The organism is Aerosakkonema funiforme FACHB-1375 (assembly GCF_014696265.1).
Lineage (GTDB): Bacteria > Cyanobacteriota > Cyanobacteriia > Cyanobacteriales > Aerosakkonemataceae > Aerosakkonema > Aerosakkonema funiforme_A.
Genome location: NZ_JACJPW010000057.1, coordinates 16,065 through 40,655 on the forward strand (window position 1 = coordinate 16,065; position 24,591 = coordinate 40,655).

Sequence of the window (24,591 nt, forward strand, 5' to 3'; positions counted from 1 at the left end):
ATGCAAGTAGTTGGTGTTGTGGGTGCAGGAGTGATGGGAGTTGGGGTGGCGCAAAACCTCGCGCAAACAGGACATCACGTCCTTTTAATAGATGTTTCAGAAGTAATTCTGGAACGTGCCAAACAAGAAATCAAAAATAATCTCCGCTTTCAAGGTTTTTTCAAGAAAAGCGAGCCAGCCGATCGTCCCGATGAAATTCTCAATCGCATCAAATTTTCTAGTGATTATCAAGTTCTAAAAGAGGCAGAATTTGTCATTGAAAATACAACAGAAAAATGGGAAATTAAACAGGATGTTTATGGTAAAATAGATGCTATCTGCCCAAAAAATTCTGTATTTGCTGCCAATACATCAGCGATTCCGATCACTCGCATTGCTTCAGTAACCAAGCGTGCGGATAAAGTGCTTGGGATGCACTTTATGAACCCCGTGCCAATGAAGCCGATGGTGGAAGCGATCCGGGGATATCACACTTCCGAAGAAACGATCGCAACGGCGAAAAAACTTTTGGCTCAGATGGGAAAAGAGTGTATTGTTGTCAATGATGCACCGGGTTTTGTATCTAACCGCGTGCTGATGTTGACTATCAATGAAGCGATTTTCGTGCTACAAGATCGAGTGGCTTCAGCAGAAGAAGTGGATCGAATTTTCAAAACCTGTTTCGGTCACAAAATGGGGCCATTGGAAACAGCGGATTTAATTGGATTGGATACGATTCTCTATTCAATTGAAGTTTTGTACGAAAGCTTTAACGACAGTAAATACAGGCCAAGTCCGCTGCTAAAGAAAATGGTGGACGCGGGATTGCACGGTCGGAAAAGCGGACAGGGTTTCTATACCTACAATTAAAAAAGGACTTAATAAATGCAAGAAATTTCCACCAAAATCAAAGCGTTTCTATCAAAATTTTTCCGAAATTACGACCTCCAGCCTGATGAAGATATCTTTGCTGTTGGTTTTGTTAACTCCATGTTTGCCATGCAACTGGTGCTGTTTATAGAGCAAGAGTTTCAAATTGCCATTGAGAATGAAGATTTGGAATTTGACAACTTTCGGACGATCGATGCGATGACGCGGTTAATCGACAAAAAGATGGTTGTATTGGCGGGAAAATGAGAGAGTATGAAACTTGAATTGACGGTTCAGCAAAAAGAAGATCGATCGCAATTTCGAGCTTTTGTGGATGCAGAAATTGTTCCTTTGGCAAATCAATGCGATCGCGAAGAACATACCCCCATTCAGCTAATAGAAAATCTAGCTAAAAAAGGATATCTAGGTGCGATTATCCCCAAGGATTTCGGTGGGAGTGGAATGGATGCGATCGCATACGGTTTGCTCAACGAAGAAATCGGTCGCGGGTGTTCTTCGCTGCGGAGTTTGCTGACTGTTCATAACATGGTTTCTCATGCAATTCTCAAGTGGGGAAACAAGCAACAAAAAGAGTATTGGCTTCCCAAATTAGCGACAGGCGAAGTCATTGCAGCTTTCGCTTTAAGCGAAGCAAATGTAGGTAGCGATGCCAAAAGTATAGAAACTACAGCCACACTTGACGGCGACACTTATCTCTTAAACGGACAAAAGAAATGGATTACCTACGGACAAATTGCCGATATTTTTTTAGTATTCGCTCAATGTGATGGCAAACCTTCTGCCTTTTTAGTGGAAAAAAACAGTCCGGGACTTGCCATCAAACCAATCTTCGGAATGATGGGTGTAAAAGCTTCCATGCTAGCAGAATTGCACCTAGATAACTGTCAAATTCCCGCAGAAAATATCGTCGGTAAACCAGGTTTTGGTTTCTCCTACATCGCCGCTTCCGCACTCGACTATGGAAGATACAGCGTCGCCTGGGGATGCGTAGGAATTGCACAAGCTTGCTTAGAAGCTTCCCTGCAATACACCAGTCAAAGAAAACAGTTCGGCGTTTATCTCAAAGAACACCAATTAATCCGGCAAATGATAACAGAAATGACTGCCAACTTAAAAGCAGCTAGATTACTTTGTTATCAAGCTGGATATCTTAAAGATACCCGCGATCCAAAAGCTATTTTAGAAACCTCAATTGCCAAATACTTCGCCTCCACAATAGCCACCAAAGCAGCAAACGACGCCGTACAAATTCACGGTGCAAACGGATGCAGCAGCGACTACCCAGTCCAAAGATACCTCCGCGATGCCAAAATCATGGAAATCATCGAAGGTAGCACCCAAATTCAACAAATTACCATCGCCGACCACGCCTACCAAGAATATCTTATCCCCTCTGAAACCCTTTGCGTAACTTCGCGTTAACCTTTGCGTCCTTTGCGTTAAAAAAAGAATATGACTCTCACAAAAAATCTACCTATAACCAACCCAACAATCGATAAAACAGTCATCAAATGTCTAGTTTGGGACTTAGATAACACCCTATGGAACGGCGTTTTACTAGAAGGCGATCGCATCACCCTAAAAAACCAAGTTATTGATATAATCCAAACCTTAGACAATCGCGGAATCTTGCAATCCATCGCCAGCAAGAACGACCCTGAGAAAGCGATCGCGCAACTGCAAGACTTCGGCTTACACGAGTATTTCATCTATCCCCAAATCAACTGGAATTCCAAAGCATCCTCTATTCAAGAAATCGCTAAATTACTCAATATTGGTACAGATGCGATCGCCTTCATCGACGATCAACCCTTTGAACTGGAAGAAGTCAACTTTTCCCTTCCCGAAGTCCTCTGTATCAACGCCTCAGAACTAGAGGATTTGCTACAAAGAGATGAAATGAATCCTCGTTTTATTACAGAAGATTCAAAAAAGCGAAGATTAATGTATATTAGCGATTTAGAACGGCAAAACGCTGAAAAAGAATTCATTGGCCCTCAAGAAGAATTTTTAGCTACACTTAACATGACCTTTACCATCTCTTCTGCCAAAGAAGAAGATTTGCAACGCGCCGAAGAATTAACAGTACGCACACACCAATTAAACACAACAGGTTACACTTATTCCTATGACGAACTGAATCATTTTCGCCAGTCAGAAAACCACAAATTACTCATTGCCAGTTTAGAAGATAAATTTGGCAGTTACGGCAAAATTGGCTTAGCACTTGTGGAATGCCAAAACAGCGTATGGACAATCAAACTTTTGCTGATGTCCTGTCGCGTCATGTCCAGAGGCGTCGGGACAATTACGCTCAATTATATTTTGAGTTTAGCTAAACAAAATAACGTCCGGTTGCGTGCCGAGTTCGTTTCTAACAATCGCAATCGGATGATGTATGTAGCTTACAAGTTTGCGGGTTTTAAGCAAATTGAAAAGCAAGGCGACTTGGAAATTTTAGAAAATGATATGACGCGAATTCAACCCGCTCCCGATTATGTAAAACTTCAGATTTTGGGGTAAAAGTATTATGGATATCAAAAAAGCAGAAATATTAGCAAAAAAATCTAACTTTTCGCCTGCAAAACGAGCGCTTTTAGAAAAACGATTGCGGGGAGAAGTTAAATCCGATTCCCAATTAAAAACTATTCCTCGACGTGCCGAACAAAGTCCTGCACCTCTCTCCTTTGCACAACAGCGATTGTGGTTTCTGCATCAATTTGATTCGGGAAACGCTTACAACGAACTTTCCGCTGTCCATTTAAAAGGTTCGTTGAATGTGGAGGCGCTGGAGAAAAGTTTGAATGAAATTGTGCGCCGTCACGAAGCTTTGCGAACTACTTTCGAGATGGTGGATGGACAAGCCGTGCAAATTATCCATCCCAGTTTGGATTTTAAGCTGTCAGTAACAGAACTGGGGACAGCAGAAATTCAAAATTTTGTAGTTGAGGAAGTTAAAAGACATTTCGACTTAACCAAAGCACCTTTGTTGCGAGGCACATTGCTGAAACTGGGTGAGAAAGAATATGTGCTGGTGTTCGTCATGCACCATATTATTTGTGATGGTTGGTCGATGCGATCGCTCATTCGCGAAGTAGCAGCACTTTACGAAGCATTTTCTCATAACAAACCCTCCCCATTGCCAGAACTTCCCATTCAATATGCTGACTTTGCCGTTTGGCAGCGTCAATGGTCTAAAGAGCATTTGCAAAACCATCTTTCCTATTGGAAAGAACAGCTAGCAGGTGCAACAAAGGTTTTAGAACTCCCCACAGATAAACCCCGACCTGCCGTCCAAACTTTCCAAGGTGCAACGACTCATTTCCAACTATCGCCGAGTTTAACCGAAAAGCTGAAATCTCTAAGTCAGCAGTCAAATTGCACTTTATTTATGACCCTGCTGGCGGCATTTCAAACTTTACTTTATCGCTATACCGAACAGGAAGATATATCAGTTGGAACTCCGATCGCTAATCGCAACCGCAGCGAAATTCAGGCATTAATTGGAGTTTTTGTCAATACTCTGGTAATGCGAACCGACCTGTCAGGAAATCCAACTTTTCGGGAATTGCTCAGTCGCGTCCGTCAGGTAGCATTAGGTGCTTACGCACACGAAGATTTGCCTTTCGAGCAACTGGTAGAAGAATTGCAACCAGAACGAAACTTGAGCCATCAACCGCTGTTTCAAGTGATGTTGGTTTTGCAAGAAAATCTGACACCAGAATTAGTGCTGTCTGGTTTAACTTTGAAGCGGTTAAACACAGATAGTAAAACGGCAAAGTTCGATTTGACCTTGTACTTAGTGGACAGCGAACCAGCAATAACGGGAGCGTTTGAATACAGTACCGACTTATTCGAGGCTGCCACAATTGATAGGGCGATCGCACATTTTACAACTTTGTTAGAAGGCATCGTTTCTCATCCCGATCGCCATCTATCGGAATTACCGTTATTAACCGAAGCGGAACGGCAAACTTTATTAATCCAGTGGAACGATACCGCTAGCGAATTCCCCGAACATAGCTGCATTCACGAGTTATTTGAAGCTCAAGTTGAGCTAACCCCCTCTGACATAGCGGTGGTTTTTGAAGACCGACAGCTAACTTACCGAAAACTCAACCAACAAGCAAATCAATTAGCACATTTTCTGCGAAAACAAGGCGTGCAACCAGATGGATTGGTAGGCGTTTCTATGGAGCGCTCCCCAGAAATGGTAGTAGCGCTGTTGGGAATTCTCAAAGCAGGCGGAGCTTACCTTCCTATCGATCCAAGTTATCCCCAATCTCGGCTGGCTTTTATGTTAGAAGATTCCCAAATCGAGATATTGCTAACTCAAGAAAGATTGCTAGCAGGATTACCAGAAAATACAGCCAAAATAGTCTGCTTAGACGGCGACTGGGCAACGATTGCCAAAGAAAGTGCAGATAATCCCATCAAAACTGCTACGGCTGAAAATTTAGTTTATACAATCTACACTTCTGGGTCTACCGGAATGCCGAAGGGAGCGATGAATACCCACCGAGGGGTTTGCAATCGCTTAGTGTGGATGCAAAATGCTTACCAATTAACATCAAAAGATAGAGTTCTTCAGAAAACTCCTTTTAGTTTCGATGTCTCGGTTTGGGAATTTTTCTGGCCTTTATTGACTGGAGCCAGATTAGTTGTAGCCAAACCGGAAGGTCATAAAGATAGCGCTTATTTAGTTAATCTCATTGCACAAAATCAAATCACTACTTTGCATTTCGTGCCGACGATGCTGCGAGCTTTTTTGGCAGAATCGGAACTGGAAACTTGCAGTTGTTTGAGACAGGTGATTTGCAGTGGGGAGGCGTTACCTTTTGAACTTCAGGAACGCTTTTTCGATCGCTTAGATGCAGAATTACACAATCTCTATGGCCCTACAGAAGCGGCGATCGATGTAACTGCCTGGACTTGTCAGCGCGATCGCAAGCGATCGATCGTCCCCATCGGTCGTCCCATTGCTAACACCCAAATTTATCTGCTGGATTCCTATCTGCAACCAGTGCCAATCGGCGTACCGGGCGAACTTTATATTGGTGGCGTAGGATTAGCCAGAGGTTATCATCGCCGTCCCGAATTAACTGCCGAAAAATTTATTTCTAATCCCTTCTTGAAAAGTTCTGAATTTAATTCAAAACTCTACAAAACTGGAGATTTAGCAAGATATCTTCTCGACGGCAACATCGAATTTCTCGGTCGCCTCGACGACCAAGTAAAAATTCGCGGTTTCCGTATTGAATTGGGGGAAATTTCGGGAGTTTTGAATCAACATCCCCAAGTGCGGAATTGCTTGGTTTCGGCGCGAGAAGACGAACCCGGTCAAAAGCGGCTGGTCGCTTATGTAGTGCCGCAAGGAGAAGCAAGGTTGAGTATTAGCGAACTGCGTTGCTTTCTGAACCAGAAATTGCCCGAATATATGCTGCCATCAGCTTTTGTGATGCTGGAAGCATTGCCGCTGCTGCCCAATGGTAAAATCGATCGCCGCGCTTTGCCAGCACCCGATGCCGCCAGACCGGATTTGCGATCGACCTACACCGCACCCAGGACAATAGTCGAGGAATTACTGGCCGGGATTTGGTCGAAGGTACTCGGTATCGAACGAGTAGGTATCAACGATAACTTCTTCGAGCTAGGTGGGGACTCCATCCTCAGCATCCAAGCGATCGCCAAAGCCAAGCAATCGGGTTTGCAGCTAACTCCCAAGCAAATGTTTGAGTACCAAACGATCGCGGAATTAGCAGCAGTAGCGAGTAATAGCGCAACTATTCAGGCGGAACAGGGAGCAATAACCGGAGAAGTACCCTTAAACCCCGTACAGCACTGGTTTTTTCAGCAAAATATCCCAGATATGCACCATTGGAATCAAGCTGTGTTGCTGGAAATGCAGCAACGCCTCGACCCAGCCTTGTTAAAGCAAGCGGTGCAACACTTAATCGCTCACCACGACGCGCTGCGCCTTCGCTTCGTGCAAGCAGAATCCGGCTGGCGGCAGGTTAATGCGGCTCCCGACGAGATGGTTCCGTTTACACAGGTAGACTTGTCAAAAGTGCCAGCAGACGAGCAAGAATCAGTTTTGCAAGCTACTGCCGATCGATTGCAGGCCAGTTTGAGCCTGTCAGATGGGCCAATGATTCGCTTTGCCTGGTTTGACCTTGGCCCGCAAAAGCCCAGTTGCTTGCTCATCGCCATCCATCACTTAGTTGTCGATGGCATTTCTTGGCGAGTTTTGTTGGAAGATTTGCACGCCGCTTGCACTCAGATCAGTCACGGCGAGGCGATACAATTGCGGCTGAAAACTACTTCCTTTAAGCAGTGGAGCGAACGTCTGACCGAGTACGCACAGTCACCATCGCTACGGGAAGAGTTGGCGTATTGGTCTGCTGAGTCGCGCCGCGAGGTGTTGCCTTTGCCATTAGATTATCGGCTGGGCGAAAATACTGTAGCTTCAGCTTACACGGTATCAGTTGCGCTCAGTGTGACAGAAACTCAAGCTTTGCTACAGGAAGTGCCGCAGGTTTATCGCACTCAAATTGATGATGTGTTGCTCACCGCAGTAGTGCAAGCTTTGGTGCAGTGGAGCGATCGATCTAACGTTTTAATTGACTTAGAAGGTCACGGTCGAGAAGACATTTTTGAAGATATCGATTTATCTTTAACTGTGGGTTGGTTTACTGCGATTTTCCCCGTACTTTTGCAATTGGAAAAAGGAACGCATCCAGTCGAGGCATTGCGATCGATTAAAGAGCAGTTGGCGCGGATTCCGAATCAAGGTTTTGGCTATGGCGTCCTGCGCTATCTGTGTGCAGACCGGGAAATTACCTCACAACTCAGTTCGCTTCCCAAAGCTGAATTTATTTTTAACTATATGGGTCAGGTGGATCGATATTTGCCCGATCGATCTATGTTTAAACTCAGTCGATCGATTCTGGGATTAAATCGCAGTCCGCGAGGAACTCGCAGTCATGTTTTAGAGTGCGGGGCGTTTGTGATTGGCGGTCAATTGTGGCTGAATTGGACTTGCAGTGAGAATTTGCATCACCGTTCTGTCGTGGAGAATTTGGCTGAAAGTTGTCTGCAAGTTTTACGGAATATTTTGGATCGCTGTCAATCTCCGCAATCTGAAGAGTATACGCCTGCTGATTTTCCAGATGTGGAACTGAGCGATGAATTACTGGAGAAAGCTTTGGACGAAATCAGTTTTTAGTCATTACACCTCTCCAAAAAAGAATCTCAAAGGGCAGGCAAGATGCCTACCCCACAAGAGTTACAAAAAAAATCTCGATAACAACTGACAAATGAGCAAGAAAAACATTGAAGCTATTTATCCGCTTTCTGCGACGCAACAAGGGATGTTGTTCGAGACTGTATTAGCTCCCTGTTCGGGAGTTCATATCGAGCAGTTAACTTGTGCGTTACGCGGAGATTTGAACGTTTCAGCTTTTGAGAAAGCTTGGCAGCGGGCGATCGATCGACATTCGATTTTAAGATGCGGTTTTGTTTGGCAGGAACAACCGGAACCTTTGATGGTAGTTTTGCGCCAAGTGGAAGTACCTCTAGAGCGTCAAGACTGGCGCAATCTTTCCGAGTTAGAACAACAAGAAAAGCTGCAAGTTTTTCTGGAAACGGAACGCCAGCGCGGTTTTGATGTCACCCGCGCACCTTTGATGCGTCTGACTCTCATTCATTTAGCTGCAAATTGTCATCAATTTATTTGGAGCCATCACCATTTATTGCTAGATGGATGGTCTTTGCCTTTAATTTTTAAAGAAGTTTTTGCTTTTTATGAATCGTTTTGTCGAGGGGAAGAATTATATCTAAAACCGCCCCGTCCTTACAAAGAATATATTGTTTGGCTGAAACAGCAAGATTTAGCTAAGGCAAAGGAATTTTGGGGGAAAACTTTGCAGGGTTTCGCAAAGCCAACTCCATTAGGTATACAAGTAGATGCTGGTAATTTTTACGGCCAAGAACAGCGTTACGGTGAATGCTCTGCACAACTACCAGCGTCAGCTTTGCAGCAGCTACAGTCTTTAGTAAAAGTTAATCGTCTGACTCTCAACACGCTGATTCAGGGAGTTTGGGCATTGCTGCTCAGTCGTTATAGCGGAGAAAGAGATGTTATATTTGGCACTACTGTATCAGGGCGTCCTGCGGATTTGGAGGGAAGTGAATCGGCGATCGGACTTTTCATCAATACTTTGCCAGTCAGGGTAAAAGTTTCTCCTACCCTATCCCTGCGGTCTTGGCTGACAGAAATCCACAAGTATAATTTGGAACTGCGGGAGTATGAATACACTCCAGGCGGAGAAGTTTATCGATCGAGTGAAGTACCTGGAGCCTTACCCCTTTATGAAAGCCTTCTAGTTTTCGAGAATTTCCCCGATTTATCTATCCTAGAATCTGCCAATTTAACTATTGATATAGTTAATTACCGTTTTCAAGGCGCACAAACAAAATACGCCCTGACTTTGCTAGTTAGTCCGGTGGCGGAATTAAGGTTGCAAATTGTCTATGATAGACGCCGTTTTGATGGAAATAGCGTTAGCAACATTTTGGCACATTTCCAAACTTTGCTGCGGGAAATTATTAGTAATCCAGAACAAAATCTGGCAACGCTTTTAGAAAAAATTCCAGTCAGCGAAATTCCGCAAGTTAAATCTGTAAATAAAAGCGATCGCCAAAACTTCCCAACGGCTTTTTTAGCGCCGCGTACCCCCGTAGAAGAATTACTGGCAGCCATTTGGACACAACTTCTCGGAGTCGATCGCGTAGGAATTAACGACAGCTTTTTTGAATTAGGCGGACATTCCTTACTGGCTACGCAAATTATTTCTTGCGTGCGCGATACCTTTGGTGTAGAATTGCCCCTGCGCCACTTGTTTGAAGTACCTACCATAGCAGCTTTAGCCGCACAAATTGAAACGGCGATGAAAGCGGTAAAAGGAGAAGGAAAGCACAAGAAATTAGCTGAAGTTCCTCCCATAAAACCCGTTTCTCGAAATGTCGAGTTACCTTTATCTTTCGCACAGGAACGATTGTGGTTTATCGATCAATTAGAACCTGGCAACTATGCTTATAATATTCCCGCCGCCGTGCGTATTGTGGGGGAACTGAATCTAACGGCGTTGGCAAAAAGCCTCAGCGAAGTGGTGAAACGACACGAAACTCTGCGAACTACTTTCACCACTGCGAACGATCGACCGATTCAAGTTATCGATGCGATCGGGAATTTCCAATTGTCGGTTTTAGATTTCACCACAATGGAAAATCCAGAATCCTCAAGTAAAAATTTCATGCTTGCGGAAGCACAAAAACCATTTGATTTAGAGAAAGGGCCATTGTTGCGAATTACTCTGCTACGGTTGAATTCAGCAGAACATATATTAGTGCTGACAATCCACCACATTATCTTTGATGGTTGGTCGATCGGGGTATTGATTCGAGAAGTAGCTGCACTTTATGAAGCGTTTTCCACTGGAAAAGCTTCTCCGCTGCCAGAATTGCCGATCCAGTACGCGGATTTTGCAGTTTGGCAGAGAAATTGGTTGCAGGGAGAAGTTTTGGAAACGCAATTAGCTTACTGGAAACAGCAATTGAGCGGTAATTTACCAGCGTTGCAATTGCCTGTCGATGGCTTCGCCTCGGCCTTCGGCCTACGTCCGCGTGGCAATAATACTTTTCAAGGTGCAACCTATTCTTTTACGCTTCCCGCGACTTTATCTTCAGATCTTAAAACGCTTAGTCGCAAAGAAGGCGTTACCCTATTTATGACCATGCTGGCAGCTTTTCAAACGCTGCTATATCGCTGGACGGGTCAGGAAGATATCCTTGTTGGCACTGATGTTGCCAATCGAAACCGCCGCGAAACTGAATCTTTGATTGGGTTTTTTGTTAATATTTTAATTCTGCGTACTTCCTTGGCTGGCAACCCTAGTTTTCGAGAATTATTGGGGCGTGTTTTACAGGTAACTTTAGGAGCATACGCTCACCAAGACTTGCCTTTTGGCAAATTGGTAGAAATTCTGCGACCGGAGCGATCGTCCATACACACGCCTTTGTTTCAGGTGTTATTTGTGATGCAAAATGCTCCCATGCCTCCCTTAGAATTAGCTGGTTTAACTCTTAGCTTTGTAGAAGTCGATCGCCAAACTACGAATTTCGATTTAGCTTTATTCATCACAGAAACAGAGCGAGGAATCGTTGGCACTTGGAACTACAGTACAGACCTTTTCGATGCCGCTACTATTATTCGCATCTCGAATCATTTCCAAACGCTACTAAATAGTATTGTGGCTCAACCAGATGCGCGGTTATCAAATTTAGAGATATTCTCCGAAGCTGAAAAGAAACAACAAGCGATGGAAAAACAAGAACGGAAAGAATTTAAATTCAAAAAATTCAAGAAAGTGGCACCGAAAGCGGTCAGCTTCTTGGAAGAGAAATTGGTTAAAACAGAGTATCTGTCTGCTGGGGAAACGCTGCCTTTGGTAATTAAGCCAAATGTTGACGATCTTGATGCGATCGACTGGGTTAAAAACAATCGAGAATTCTTAGAAAGCAAATTACTCGATCGCGGTGCAATCCTTTTTCGAGATTTTCAGTTAGATTCCGTGTCTGACTTTGAACAGTTCGCCGGAACTATTTGCCCGGAATTATTCGGCGAGTATGGAGACTTACCGCGTGCGGGAGTCGGCGGCAAAGTTTACGGTTCTACGCCTTATCCGTCTGACAAAGCTATCTTGTTTCATAGTGAAAGTTCTCACCTGCATTGTTGGCCGATGAAAATTTGGTTTTTCTGCGTACAACCAGCACAAAAAGGTGGAGAAACGCCGATTGTAGATTGCCGAAAAATTTATCAGATGCTCGATCCGAAATTGCGATCGCATTTCGAGAAAAAGCAATTAATGTATGTCCGCAACTACACCGAAGGTTTGGATGTAAGCTGGCAAGAATTCTTCCACACTGAAGACAAAAAAGTTGTTGAAGAAGCTTGCAAAAAAGCGAAAATTGAGTTTGAATGGAAAGATGGAAATAATTTGAGAACTCGGAAAATTGCCCAGGCAATAGCCAAACATCCCAAAACGGACGATGCAGTATTTTTCAACCAAATTCTGTTGCACCACATATCCTGTTTAGATCCAGCAGTCCGCGAATCTTTATTATCTTTGTTTGGGGAAGATAACCTGCCGCGCAATGTTTATTACGGTGATGGTTCTCCCATTGAAGATTCGGTCATGGCAGAAATTCAAGCAATTTATCGAGAAGCGACGATTAGTTTTCCTTGGCAACAAGGAGATGTTTTGATGCTAGATAATATGCTAGCCGCACACAGCCGAAACCCTTACGTTGGGCCGCGCAAAATTGTGGTAGCGATGGGCGAAATGTTCGACAGTAAAGACCTTGTAAGCAAAGAGATGGAGAAAGTATATGCCAACTAAAACTATTAGCGGTTTTCGTCTTTCTCCTCAGCAAAAGCGTCTTTGGTTGTTGCAGCAAGACGGCTTTTCTACCCAGGCTAATTGCGCTATCCTTTTGGCAGGGAATCTTCAGCCAAAAATTTTAAAACTTGCCTTAGAGAAAATTGTGGAAAGGCATGAAATTTTGCGGACAAATTTTCGACGTTTACCGGGTATGAAAACTCCGGTTATGGTTGTAGAAGATAGCAGCGATACTTTGTGGCGCGAGATCGATTTAACTGATTGTAAACCAGAGGAACAGTTAGCCAAGATTGAAGATATTTTTCAATGGGAAAGACATCAAGATTTTAAATTTGAAAAAGAAGCGTTGTTGCGTTCAAGCTTGATAACGCTATCGCCAGAAAAGCATATTTTGACGATTAACTTGCCTGCGCTTTGTGCTGATAGTTGGACACTCAATAATCTAGTTAGAGAAATCGGCAATTCCTACACTGCTTGCTGGCAAGGTGAGGAATTAGACGATGAGGTTGTGCAGTACGTCCAATTTTCAGAATGGCAAAATCAATTACTGGAAGATCAAGACGCAGAGACAGGTAAAAATTATTGGGAACAGCAGGATTTTTCTAATCTAGCTGCGTTGAAACTTCCTTTGGAAAATGCCTCTTTTGGCAAAAACGAATTTCAACCGGAATGTTTGACTTGCGATCTCAATTGTGATGTTACAGAAAGGATTGAATCGCTGGTACAAAAGTATGAGATTTCGGCTGATGTGTTCTTCCTGACTTGTTGGCAAATCCTGCTTTGGCGACTGACGGGAGAAACAGATATTATAGTTGGGACGGGTTGCGATCGCAGAGAATATGAAGAACTACAAGACGCATTAGGATTATTCGCCACTTGGCTACCAATTCATTGCCGTTTGGCATCAGATTTACGTTTTTGGGAAGTATTAGAACTGGTAAAGAAAGCTAAAGAAAATGTCGCCGAATGGCAGGATTATTTTGTTGAAGAAGAACTGACATTTTTTCCGTTTGGTTTCGAGTTTGAACAATGGCAGTCAGAATGCTTTGCGGGTGGGGTATCTTTTTCTGTTTATCAACAATACACTTGCATCGAACCGTTTAAGGTTAAACTTACTTGTACTCGCGATCGCAACTCGCTCAAACTTTCATTTCATTACGATAAAAATTACTATTCAGCCGAAGCGATCGCACGTTTGGCGGGAGAGTTCGAGACTTTATTAGCTAACGCCATTGAAAATCCCGAAAGTGCGATCGCGCAATTGGAAATTATCAGCCCAAGCGAACGCCAGCAACTTTTAGTAGAGTTCAATAACACAAAAAACGACTATTCAAATGATAAGTGTATTCATCAATTATTTGCCGAACAGGTAGAACGAAATCCCGATAAAATTGCCCTGGTATTTGAAAACCAGCACTTAACTTACCGCGAACTAAACGCACGCGCCAACAAACTTGCCCATTACTTACAGCGTTTGGGAGTACAACCAGAAATTCTGGTGGGATTGTATTTAGAAAAATCCCTAGAAAGCATCATCGGACTTTTAGCTATTTTGAAAGCAGGTGGTGCATATTTACCTTTAGATCCGACATTACCAACCGAAGGTTTAGCCATTCGGTTACAAGATGCAAAAGCGTCGATAGTATTGACACAAAAACACTTAGTAGATCCGCTGCCAAGACTTAAAACCAAGATAATTTGTTTAGACAAAGATTGGGATGTTATAGCACAAGAAAGCGATGCAAATCCCAGCAGTGAGGTAACAGTTGAAAATTTAATTTATGTGTTATTTACTTCTGGTTCTACTGGCAAACCGAAAGGTGTTGCTGTCGAACATCGGCAACTTTTGAATTACTTGAATGCGTTGGTGCAGCCTGTTGCAGAGCAACGTATCGCGCACGCATTAAACCTACCTACAGATGCAAATTATGCGATCGTCTCCACACTAGCAGCAGACTTAGGCAACACAGTCCTTTTCCCTTCTCTGTGCAATGGTGGATGCTTGCACATCATATCTCAGGAGTGTGCATCTGACTCACAGGCTTTTGCCGAATACTGCCATCAGCATCCGATCGACTGCCTCAAAATCGTACCTTCCCATCTATCTGCCCTTTTAAACTCTTCACCAGACCCATCCATTTTGCCGCGCCAAAAATTGATTTTGGGAGGCGAAACTGCTACTTGGAAACTCATCGACCAAATTCGGCAGTTATCGCCAAACTGTACCATCTTTAACCATTACGGCCCTACAGAAACTACCGTTGGCGTTACTACTTTTCCAGTTAAAAATAATTCACATTCTTGGGCAAAAACAGTTCCTTTAGGTCGTCCACTTGGGAACATTCAAATTTATGTATTAGACTCGCACCTACAGCCAGTACCTATCGGATGTCCCGGCGAATTATACATCGGTGGTGCATCTTTGGCACGGGGTTATTTTAATCAACCAGAACTAACTGCCGAACGGTTTATTTCTCATCCATTTAGCGATGAAGAAAATGCAAAACTATATAAAACGGGTGACTTAGTTCGCTACTTACCGGATGGTAATTTAGAATTTATCGGTCGGATTGACAATCAAGTAAAAATTCGCGGTTTTCGCATTGAACTGGGAGAAATAGAAGCAGCACTCAGACAACATCCAGCCGTGAAAGAAGTTGTAGTTTTGGCAAGCGAGGACGAATCTGATAACAAACGTTTAGTAGCTTATATTGTTCCAGATGAAAAAAGTGATTCTAACAATTTACGCCATTTTTTAAGAGAAAAGTTACCTGAATACATGATGCCATCAGCTTTCGTAATGCTGAAATCTTTACCTTTAACCCCTAACGGTAAGGTAGACAGAGTGGCATTGTCAGAACTCGATCGCACACAGCAAGAATTAGAAAGAACGTTTGTAGCACCTCGCACTCCAGTTGAAGAAATCTTAGCCGGAATTTGGGCGAAAATTCTCCGTTTGTCACAAGTAAGCATTCACGATAATTTCTTTGACTTAGGCGGACACTCGTTGTTAGCAACTCAAGTTATTTCTCGGCTGCGGGAAACCTTTAAAGTAGAATTGCCTTTACGCTGCTTATTTGAGTCGCCAACTGTTGCAGAATTAGCCCAACAAATTGCCAATTCCAATCAAATTGAACAAGCATTTTTTTCGCCTATTCAGCGCGTTTCGCGAGACAGAGAGTTGCCCTTATCTTTCGCCCAGCAACGACTTTGGTTTCTGCATCAATTAGAACCCGATAGCCCCGCTTACAACCTGCCGAAAACTGTCAGATTACGAGGAAAGCTGAACATTGCAGCACTTGAAGTCAGCTTGCGGGAAGTCATGCGTCGCCACGAAATTTTGCGGACAAACTTTACCGTTAAAAATGGTAAACCTGTTCAAATCATTGATTTAAATACCATCATCGACTTGCCAGTAATAGACTTGCAGGAATTGCCGGAAATTGAGAGAGAGGCAGAAGCATTGCGACTGGCTGCGATTGAAACTCAACGCTCTTTTGATTTAGCAAATGACTGCTTACTGCGCGGCAATTTGGTAAAATTAGATGAAGAAGATTATTTGTTAGTGTTGACGCTGCATCACATTATTTCAGATGGTTGGTCAACAGCAGTTTTGATTCGAGAAGTCGCAACACTTTACCAAAGTTTTTGCAATGAGACACCCTCTTCACTACCAGAATTACCTATCCAATATGCGGACTTTGCAGTTTGGCAGCAGCAATGGTCTGAACAGTATTTAGAAAATCAATTAACTTATTGGAAGCAGCAATTAAGCGGTGATTTACCAATACTAGAATTGCCTAGCGATCGCCCACGTCCAGCGGTTCAAACATTCAATGGATCGACGCGATCGCTACAACTTTCTGCGAGTTTAAGCGAGTCATTGAAAAACTTGAGTCAGCAGCAAGGCGTAACGCTATTTATGACGCTTTTGGCTGCATTTAAAACCCTGCTGCATCGGTATACCGGACAAGAGGATATATTAGTAGGAACGCCAATTGCCAATCGCGATCGCCAAGAAATAGAACAGTTAATTGGCTTTTTTGTCAATACCTTAGTATTGCGTACCAACTTAGAAGGAAATCCCAGTTTTCAAGAGTTATTAAAGCGAGTGCGGGAAGTCGCTTTAGGCGCTTATGCTCATCAAAACTTGCCTTTCGAGAAGTTGGTAGACGAACTGCAACCACAGCGCGACTTGAGTCACACGCCGTTATTCCAGGTGATGTTCGTTTTGCAAAATGCTCCCACAACGCCTCTAGAACTACCAGGTTTAACCTTAAAACCTTTAGAAATTAACAGCAAAACTGCTAAATTTGACCTCACTTTATATGTAGAGGAAGGCGATACAGGACTGATTGCCAATTTGGAATACAACACCGATCTATTTGATGCCACAACTATCAACCGGATACTGGGGCATTATCAAAGATTATTGGAAAGTATTGTTGCTAATTCCCATCAAAGGCTTTCGGAATTGTCGCTGTTGACAGCAGCCGAACAACAGCAATTATTAGTAGAATGGGTTGTCGGAAAACAGTGGCAAATTTCTCAGTTACCAATAGCCAGCATTCATCAGTTATTTGAGGCACAGGTAGAAAGAACGCCGGATGCTGTGGCTGCCATTTTTGAAAATACAAAATTGAGTTATCGAGAACTCAATCAAAGAGCGAATCAATTGGCAAATTACTTAGTCTCGTTGGGTGTAAAACCAGAGGGATTGGTAGGAATTTGTGTCGAACGCTCTCTCGAAATGCTCATCGCACTTTTAGCCATCCTGAAAGCGGGTGCAGCCTACGTACCATTAGATCCAGCTTATCCTCAAGAGCGCATCGCTTATATTTTGGAGGATGCACAAATTTCGCTATTGCTAACTCAACAACATTTGATTTCACAATTACCGAAACATCAAGCTAAGGTAATTTGTTTAGATACCGAATGGAACAGCATAGCACGAGAAAATCAAGACAATTTAGCAAATGAAGTAACAAGTAATAATCTCGCTTACGTAATCTACACTTCCGGTTCTACTGGTAAACCCAAAGGCGTACAAATTCAGCACGGTGCAGTGGTTAACTTTTTAAATTCCATGCGCCAAACTCCGGGAATCACAGAAAGAGATATTCTTCTATCAGTTACCACCATTACTTTTGATATTGCCGCCTTAGAACTTTATCTACCTTTAATTGTAGGTGCTAGGGTTGTGGTGGCGAGTCGAGAAGTTGCCAGTGATGGAATTCAGTTATTAACAAAAATTACTGAATCCAGTGCGACAATGATGCAAGCGACTCCCGCTACTTGGCGAATGCTTTTAGAAGCTGGCTTGCCAAAAATGCCACTCAAAATTCTCTGTGGTGGCGAAGCAATTGCCCAGAATTTAAGTCAGCAATTGTTAGAAAAATGCGATTCCATGTGGAATTTATACGGGCCAACAGAAACAACAATTTGGTCTGCGGTTTATCAGGTTAATAGAGAAGATGGGGTGGCTTATATTGGAAGTGCGATCGCTAACACCCAAATCTACATTTTAGATAAATACCTCAATCCAGTACCCATCGGAATTCCCGGCGAATTGTACATTGCTGGAGATGGCTTAGCTAGAGGTTATTTCAATCGTCCCGAACTAACTGCCGAAAAATTTATTCCCCATCCATTTAGTAGTAAACCAGGGGCGCGGTTGTACAAAACTGGTGACTTAGCACGGTATTTACCTGATGGAAACATTGAATTTATCGGTCGAATTGACTACCAAGTAAAAATTCGAGGTTTCCGAATTGAACTAGGCGAAATTGAAGCAGTTTTAAGCCAACACCCAGAAGTAAAAAATGCTGTAGTTTTAGCGCCAGAGGATGAAACTGGCAACAAGCGTCTAATAGCTTATTTCGTTCCAGAAAAGCAACTCACCAATCTAAAATCCAGCGATTTGCATAGCTATTTAGAGGAAAGGTTGCCTAAATACATGGTGCCTTCCAGCTTCGTCACCTTGGAAACTTTGCCGCTAACGCCTAACGGTAAAGTAGACCGAAAAGCACTGCCAAAACCTGACGAAATGCGATCGCAATTGGAAAACGCTTATGTAGCACCGCGCAATTCAATTGAGCAAATACTAGCGGAAATTTGGAGGGAAGTTCTGGGTCTGAAACAAGTAGGAATTCACGACAACTTCTTTCAATTAGGCGGAGATTCTATCCTGACGATTCAGGTTATATCCAAAGCCGATCGCGCCGGATTATCTTTAACGCCTAAACAGGTATTTACACATCAAACGATTGCCAAATTATCAACAGTAGCTGCTCTAAGTGAAACGAGCCAAAAAGAGCCTATACCATCCGATATACCGCTCGCGCAACTGACTGCTGACGAACTCGATCGAGTGTTACAAACCGTCGAATTTGAAGGAGGAGAAGTCCTATGAATCAAAGAAATATTGAGGAAATTTATCCTCTTTCTCCCATGCAGCAAGGAATGCTTTTCCATAGCCTTTATGCGCCGACATCGGGGATGTATGTCGAACAACTCACCCTTCAACTAAATGGAAATCTCGATGTTGTCGCATTTAAGCAAGCTTGGCAAGAAGTTGTAAATCGCCATTCAGTTTTACGGACTGCTTTCGTATGGGAAAATTTAGAAAAACCGCTTCAGGTAGTAGGGCGACAAGTAAGTTTGCCTTGGCAGCAGGTTGACTGGCGCGAACTTTCCACCATCAAACAGCAACAGCAACTAGAGGCTTTGTTGGAAACAGAACAAAAGCGAGGCTTTGAACTTTCCAAAGCGCCGCTGATGAATTTTACCCTTATACAATTAGCAGAAAATTCCTATCAATTTATTTGGAATCACCATCACTTGCTGTTAGATGGTTGGTCTTTACCTTTAATTTTTAAGGAAGTTATTACATTTTATGCAGCTTTTTATATAGGTAAGGAATTGTATCTGGAAAAACCCCGTCCTTATCGAGATTACATCGCTTGGTTACAGCAACAAAATGTGACGGAATCTGAGGCATTTTGGCGAGAAAAACTCAAAGGTTTTACTGCACCTACAGCGATATTATCTCAGCCACAAATTACTAATAAACAGTCACAAATTCCCAGTTATGATGAGCAGCAATTAAAGCTTTCAGCAGAAACAACCGCAGCATTGCAATCTTTAGTGCGGAAAGAGCAACTAACGCTGAATAGCATAGTGCAAGGAGCTTGGGCACTGTTACTGAGTCGTTACAGTGGCGAACAGGACATCGTATATGGCGCGACGGTTTCCGGTCGTCCGCCGACGCTGGCGGGTGCTGAGTCAATGGTGGGGTTATTTATTAACACTTTGCCAGTGCGAGTTTGGGTCGATTCGCATGATTTTATCTTGCCTTGGTTGAAGCAATTCCAAACGCAGCTTGTGGAATTACGTCAGTATGAGTACAACTCGTTGATAGAAATTCAAGCTTGGAGTGAAGTTCCTCGCGGTGTGTCGCTGTTCGATAGTATTGTAGTGTTTGAAAATTACCCGGTAGATTCGGCGGTACGGCAGCTTAATTCAAATCTAGAGATGGGAAATTTCCGCACATTTGGAAAGACTAATTATCCATTGACTGTAACTGTAATTCCCGATTCGGAGTTGTTGTTGAAGATTGGATATGTTTGCGATCGCTTCCACACCGATACCATTAAGCGAATGTTGGGGCATTTGGAAACGTTGCTTTTAAATATCGTTGCCAACCCCACTCAACGACTCTCGGAATTATCCTTATTAACAGCAACAGAGCGATACCAATTACTAATCGAATTTAATCAAAAACAATCCAAAATCCTAAATTCAAAGTTCCTAATCGGAGAGTGCATTCATCAACTATTTGAGGAGCAAGTCAACCGAACACCTACTTCTATTGCTGTTGTTTATCAAGACCACCAGTTAACATATCGGGAACTGAATGCCAAGGCAAATTCTTTGGCGCATTATTTACGATCGCTCGGTGTTGCAGCAGAAGTAAAAGTTGGTATTTGCTTGGAGCGATCGCTAGATCTAATTGTGGCAGTATTAGCCGTTCTCAAAGCAGGCGGTGCTTACGTACCTCTAGATCCAGCCTATCCCCAAGAACGGCTGGCTTTCATGCTAAAAGATGCTCAATTGTCATTAGTTATTAGTCATTCGTCATTGGTTAATAACTTTGAACAAAACGCAGTAATTTGTTTGGATAAAAACTGGGAAAAAGTTGCACGGGAAAGCGAATCTAATCCAGTTAATCGAGCGACATCTGACAACTTAGCTTATATCATTTACACCTCTGGCTCTACCGGACAGTCCAAAGGAGTAATGGTTGAGCATGGAAGCTTAGTTAATGCTTATTTAGCGTGGGAAGAAATTTATCAACTAAGCGAACAACCAACTTGTCACCTTCAAATGGCAAGCTTCGCCTTTGATGTGTTTAGCGGAGACATGGTTCGCGCTTTGTGTTCGGGTGGAAAGTTAGTGTTGTGCGATCGCGAACACCTGCTAGATGCCGAAAACCTTTATCAGTTGATGCTTCGAGAAAAAGTTGATTGTGCTGAATTCGTTCCGGCGGTATTAAGAAACCTAATTCAATACTTAGAAGAAAGCGAACAGCGTCTTGACTTTATGCGACTGCTTGTTTGCGGTTCTGATAGTTGGTATGGAAACGAATACAATAAATTTAGACAATTTTGCAGTTATCAAACGAGACTGATTAACTCTTTTGGAGTAACCGAAGCTACCATTGATAGTTCATACTTTGAAAGTACAAATTTAGACTTACCTACTGACCAATTAGTACCGATAGGAAAGCCATTTCCCAACACTCACCTTTATATCTTAGATACAAACTTACAACCTGTTCCCATCGGAGTTACTGGCGAACTTTATATTAGTGGTGCTGGTTTAGCGAGAGGCTATCTTAACCGACCTGAATTGACAACCGAAAAGTTTATTGCCAACCCCTTTGAAAGTTCAAAATTCAGGCGACTTTACAAAACTGGAGATTTAGCCAGATACTTACATGATGGTAATATAGAATTTCTCGGTCGGAGCGACAACCAAGTTAAAATTCGAGGTTATCGCATCGAGCTTGGAGAAATAGAAGCTACATTAAATCAACATCCAGCCATACAACAAGCGGTGGTTTTAGCTAGAGAAGATCGACCGGGTAATAAACAGTTAATTGCATATTGTGTAGCTCGATCGCATTACAAAATTGAGGATTCAGAACTCAAGAGTGAAGTGAGTCTGTTTTTAGCTACAAAATTGCCTGAATACATGATGCCTTCTAGCTTTATTCTGTTGAAAACTTTGCCGCTGACACCCAACGGAAAAATCGACAGAAAAAGGCTACCTATACCCGTTCAAACAGAAACAGAACCGCAAGTAAAGGCTAAAAATTACCGCACTCCGACCCAGGAAATATTAAGCGGGATTTGGATTCAAGTATTGGGAATCCAATCAATTGGAATTACCGATAACTTTTTTCAACTTGGGGGGCATTCCTTACTGGCGACCCAAGTTATTTCAAGAATCCGCAAAGCCTTTCAACTTGAATTTCCTTTGCGCTATTTGTTTGAATCGCCAACCATAGCAGAATTGTCTCAAAGAATTGAGGCAGAAATAAAAGCGGGACAAAAACTAGAACTTCCGCCAATTGCTTCTGTTCCCAGAGAAGGAAATTTAACCTTATCTTTTGCTCAACAAAGACTGTGGTTTGCCAACCAATTATTACCCGGTAATCCTGCTTACAATATGCCTGTCGCCGTGCGTCTTTTTGGTTCGCTCAACGTAAAGGCACTCGAACAAAGCTTAAACGAAGTTATCAAGCGACATGAAAGCTTACGCACCAGTTTTATTGAGATAAATGGGGAACCCGTACAACAAATTGCTCCCACTCTAAATTTGACAATACCCATTGTAGATTTAAGGGAATTTTCTGAGATCGTCCAAAAAGCCCAACAACTAGCCATTGCAGAAGTGCGCCAACCCTTCGCACTAGATAAAGCGCCATTATTGCGAGTAAAACTACTGGAATTGGGCGAAAATGATTGGGTAATACTATTTACCATGCACCACATTATTTCTGATGCTTGGTCGCTGGGAATTCTGATTCAAGAAATTGCCATTTTTTACGAAGCTTTTTGCATCAAAAAAACATCTATACTGCCTAATTTATCTATTCAATATGCCGACTTTGCCGTTTGGCAGAGACAGTGGTTAGCGGAACATTGGCAAACTCAACTTGCTTATTGGCAGCAGCAGCTTAATCACCTTTTATTGTTGCAATTGCCCACCGATAAACCACGACCATCAATGCCAATCTTGCGAGGGAAAAGGAAAACTTTGATACTATCAAAAGCCCTCTCGAATGCGCTCAAAAGCCTAAGTGCCAAAGAAGGGGCGACGCTGTTTATGATGCTACTAGCAGCCTTTACAACTTTATTGCATTGGTTAACAAATCAAGATGATATTGTTGTAGGGACTGATATAGCCAATCGTAACCAAGCCGAAACAGAAGGACTAATTGGTTTTTTTGTCAATCAATTAGTATTGCGTACCAATGTATCAGGAAATCCCACTTTTCGAGAATTATTGGCACAGGTACGTCGGGTAACATTGGAAGCTCATGCTCATCAAGATTTGCCGTTTGACAAACTTGTAGAAGCGCTAAATCCAGAGCGCAGTTTGAATCGCGCACCGCTATTTCAAGTCAAGCTAGTTATGCAAAATGTTCCCACACCACCGTTGGAACTTCCGGGCTTAACCTTGGGGTTTTTAGAAGTTGATAACGGCACTTCAGAGTTCGATCTTCTCCTCAATGTTATGGAGACAGAAGAACAACTAATTGGGTTAGTATTGGCATACAAAACCGATTTATTTGAAGACAGCACGATCGCCCGGATTTTGGCACGATTGGAAACGCTGCTGGATAATATTGTGGCGCAACCAAATATCAATCTGAACGCTCTCAAGGAAATTTTGAGCGAAGCCGATCGCTTGCAACAAAGCATCCAAGAACAGGAGTATCAAAAAACCGTTGGACAGAAATTAAGCAATATCAAACGCAAGTCACTTAAATTAGGAGAAAAACTATGAAAAATTTGCCATCGCAAACCAACTCTATGGGAAGCTTAAAAAATGTCAAGCGAAAAGTTGTCAGTGCGTCTCCCGAAAAACTGATCGAAACCGATTATTTGCATCCCGATCTCTGTTTCCCTTTAGTCATTCGTCCCGCTGTTAAGGGGGTAAATCTGCTGACTTGGGCGTCTGGAAATCGAGATTTTATCGAGGCGCAGCTAATAAAACACGGAGCCATTCTTTTCCGAGATTTCGATCTCAATTCAGTGGGGGAATTTGAGCAGTTAATCGCCGCTATTTGTGGAGAGGCGCTGGAATATCGCTATCGTGCATCGCCGCGTTCTCAAGTGAGTGGAAGAATTTATACCTCGACTGACTACCCGGCAGATCAAAGTATATTTCCCCATAACGAACACGCCTATTCGCCTGTATTTCCCGGCAAAATCTTTTTCTATTGCGTTACTCCCGCAGAGTCAGGCGGAGAAACACCTATTGGTAGTACGCGGAAAATTTTTGAGCGGATCGATCGAAAAATACGCGATCGCTTTATCGAAAAAAAGGTAATGTACGTGCGAAACTTCGGTGACGGTTTCGGTCTTCCCTGGCAAACTGTGTTTCAAACTACAGCACCAGCAGATGTAGAAAAATACTGCCGCAGTCACGGGATTGAATTTGAATGGAAAGAGGGAGGAAAATTGAGAACTCGTCAAGTTAGTCCGGTTGTTATTAAACATCCTCGCACTGGCGAAACAGTTTGGTTCAATCACGCTACTTTTTTCCACGTATCAACTTTGCCAGCAGCAATACGCGATTCTTTGCTGGCAGAATTTAAAGAGAATGATTTGCCAACTAATACTTTTTATGGAGATGGTTCTGCTATTGAAGCATCTGTTTTGGAGCAGCTTCGCGATGCTTATCTGCAAGAAATGGTGAGTTTTTCTTGGCAGAAATCGGACATATTGATGTTAGACAATCTGTTGTCTGTACACGCACGCAACCCTTATACAGGTTCGCGAAAAGTTGTCGTAGGAATGGCAGAACCGCTAAACCATACGATGTTGGATTTTAGATTGTAGATTGGCGATCGCAAAACTTTATCTAACTGAACGGTGAGTGATGCACAGGCAATAATATCATGTACGGTTGTATTTGTTTTCGCTCATATCTGTGTTCATCTGTGTTCATCTGTGTTCATCTGTGGTTA

Annotated in this window: 9 protein-coding genes; all 9 read left to right on the plus strand. The window is 42.9% G+C overall.

All coding sequences use genetic code 11. From position 1 onward, the window contains the following. Positions 1 to 849: a 3-hydroxyacyl-CoA dehydrogenase family protein gene (locus H6G03_RS21200; RefSeq protein WP_190467972.1), complete on the plus strand. Its 849-nt coding sequence runs from the start codon at positions 1 to 3 to the stop codon at positions 847 to 849. 15 nt (positions 850 to 864) lie between these two features. Next, positions 865 to 1,116: an acyl carrier protein gene (locus H6G03_RS21205; RefSeq protein ID WP_190467974.1), complete on the plus strand. Its 252-nt coding sequence runs from the start codon at positions 865 to 867 to the stop codon at positions 1,114 to 1,116. A gap of 6 nt (positions 1,117 to 1,122) precedes the next feature. Then, positions 1,123 to 2,292, plus strand: a complete 1,170-nt coding sequence (locus tag H6G03_RS21210) for an acyl-CoA dehydrogenase family protein (protein ID WP_190467977.1) — start codon at positions 1,123 to 1,125, stop codon at positions 2,290 to 2,292. Positions 2,293 to 2,322: 30 nt separating this feature from the next. After that, a complete protein-coding gene (locus H6G03_RS21215) occupies positions 2,323 to 3,393 on the plus strand; it encodes an HAD-IIIC family phosphatase (RefSeq protein ID WP_190467980.1) in 1,071 nt (356 codons plus the stop codon). Positions 3,394 to 3,400: 7 nt separating this feature from the next. Next, positions 3,401 to 8,095, plus strand: a complete 4,695-nt coding sequence (locus H6G03_RS21220) for a non-ribosomal peptide synthetase (protein ID WP_190467984.1) — start codon at positions 3,401 to 3,403, stop codon at positions 8,093 to 8,095. A 91-nt stretch (positions 8,096 to 8,186) separates the two neighbouring features. After that, on the plus strand, positions 8,187 to 12,329 hold the full coding sequence (locus tag H6G03_RS21225) for a condensation domain-containing protein (protein ID WP_190467987.1): 4,143 nt from the start codon (positions 8,187 to 8,189) through the stop codon (positions 12,327 to 12,329). Then, a complete protein-coding gene (locus tag H6G03_RS21230) occupies positions 12,319 to 18,741 on the plus strand; it encodes a non-ribosomal peptide synthetase (RefSeq protein WP_190467990.1) in 6,423 nt (2,140 codons plus the stop codon). Before H6G03_RS21225 ends, H6G03_RS21230 begins: the two co-directional genes overlap by 11 nt. Further along, positions 18,738 to 23,405 carry a non-ribosomal peptide synthetase gene (locus H6G03_RS21235; protein ID WP_190467992.1) on the plus strand — a complete coding sequence of 1,556 codons (4,668 nt, stop codon included), beginning with the start codon at positions 18,738 to 18,740 and terminating at the stop codon, positions 23,403 to 23,405. Before H6G03_RS21230 ends, H6G03_RS21235 begins: the two co-directional genes overlap by 4 nt. Continuing rightward, positions 23,402 to 24,463 (plus strand): TauD/TfdA family dioxygenase, encoded by a 1,062-nt coding sequence (locus tag H6G03_RS21240; protein ID WP_190467995.1) that lies wholly within the window; start codon positions 23,402 to 23,404, stop codon positions 24,461 to 24,463. Before H6G03_RS21235 ends, H6G03_RS21240 begins: the two co-directional genes overlap by 4 nt. Positions 24,464 to 24,591: the final 128 nt, after the last annotated feature.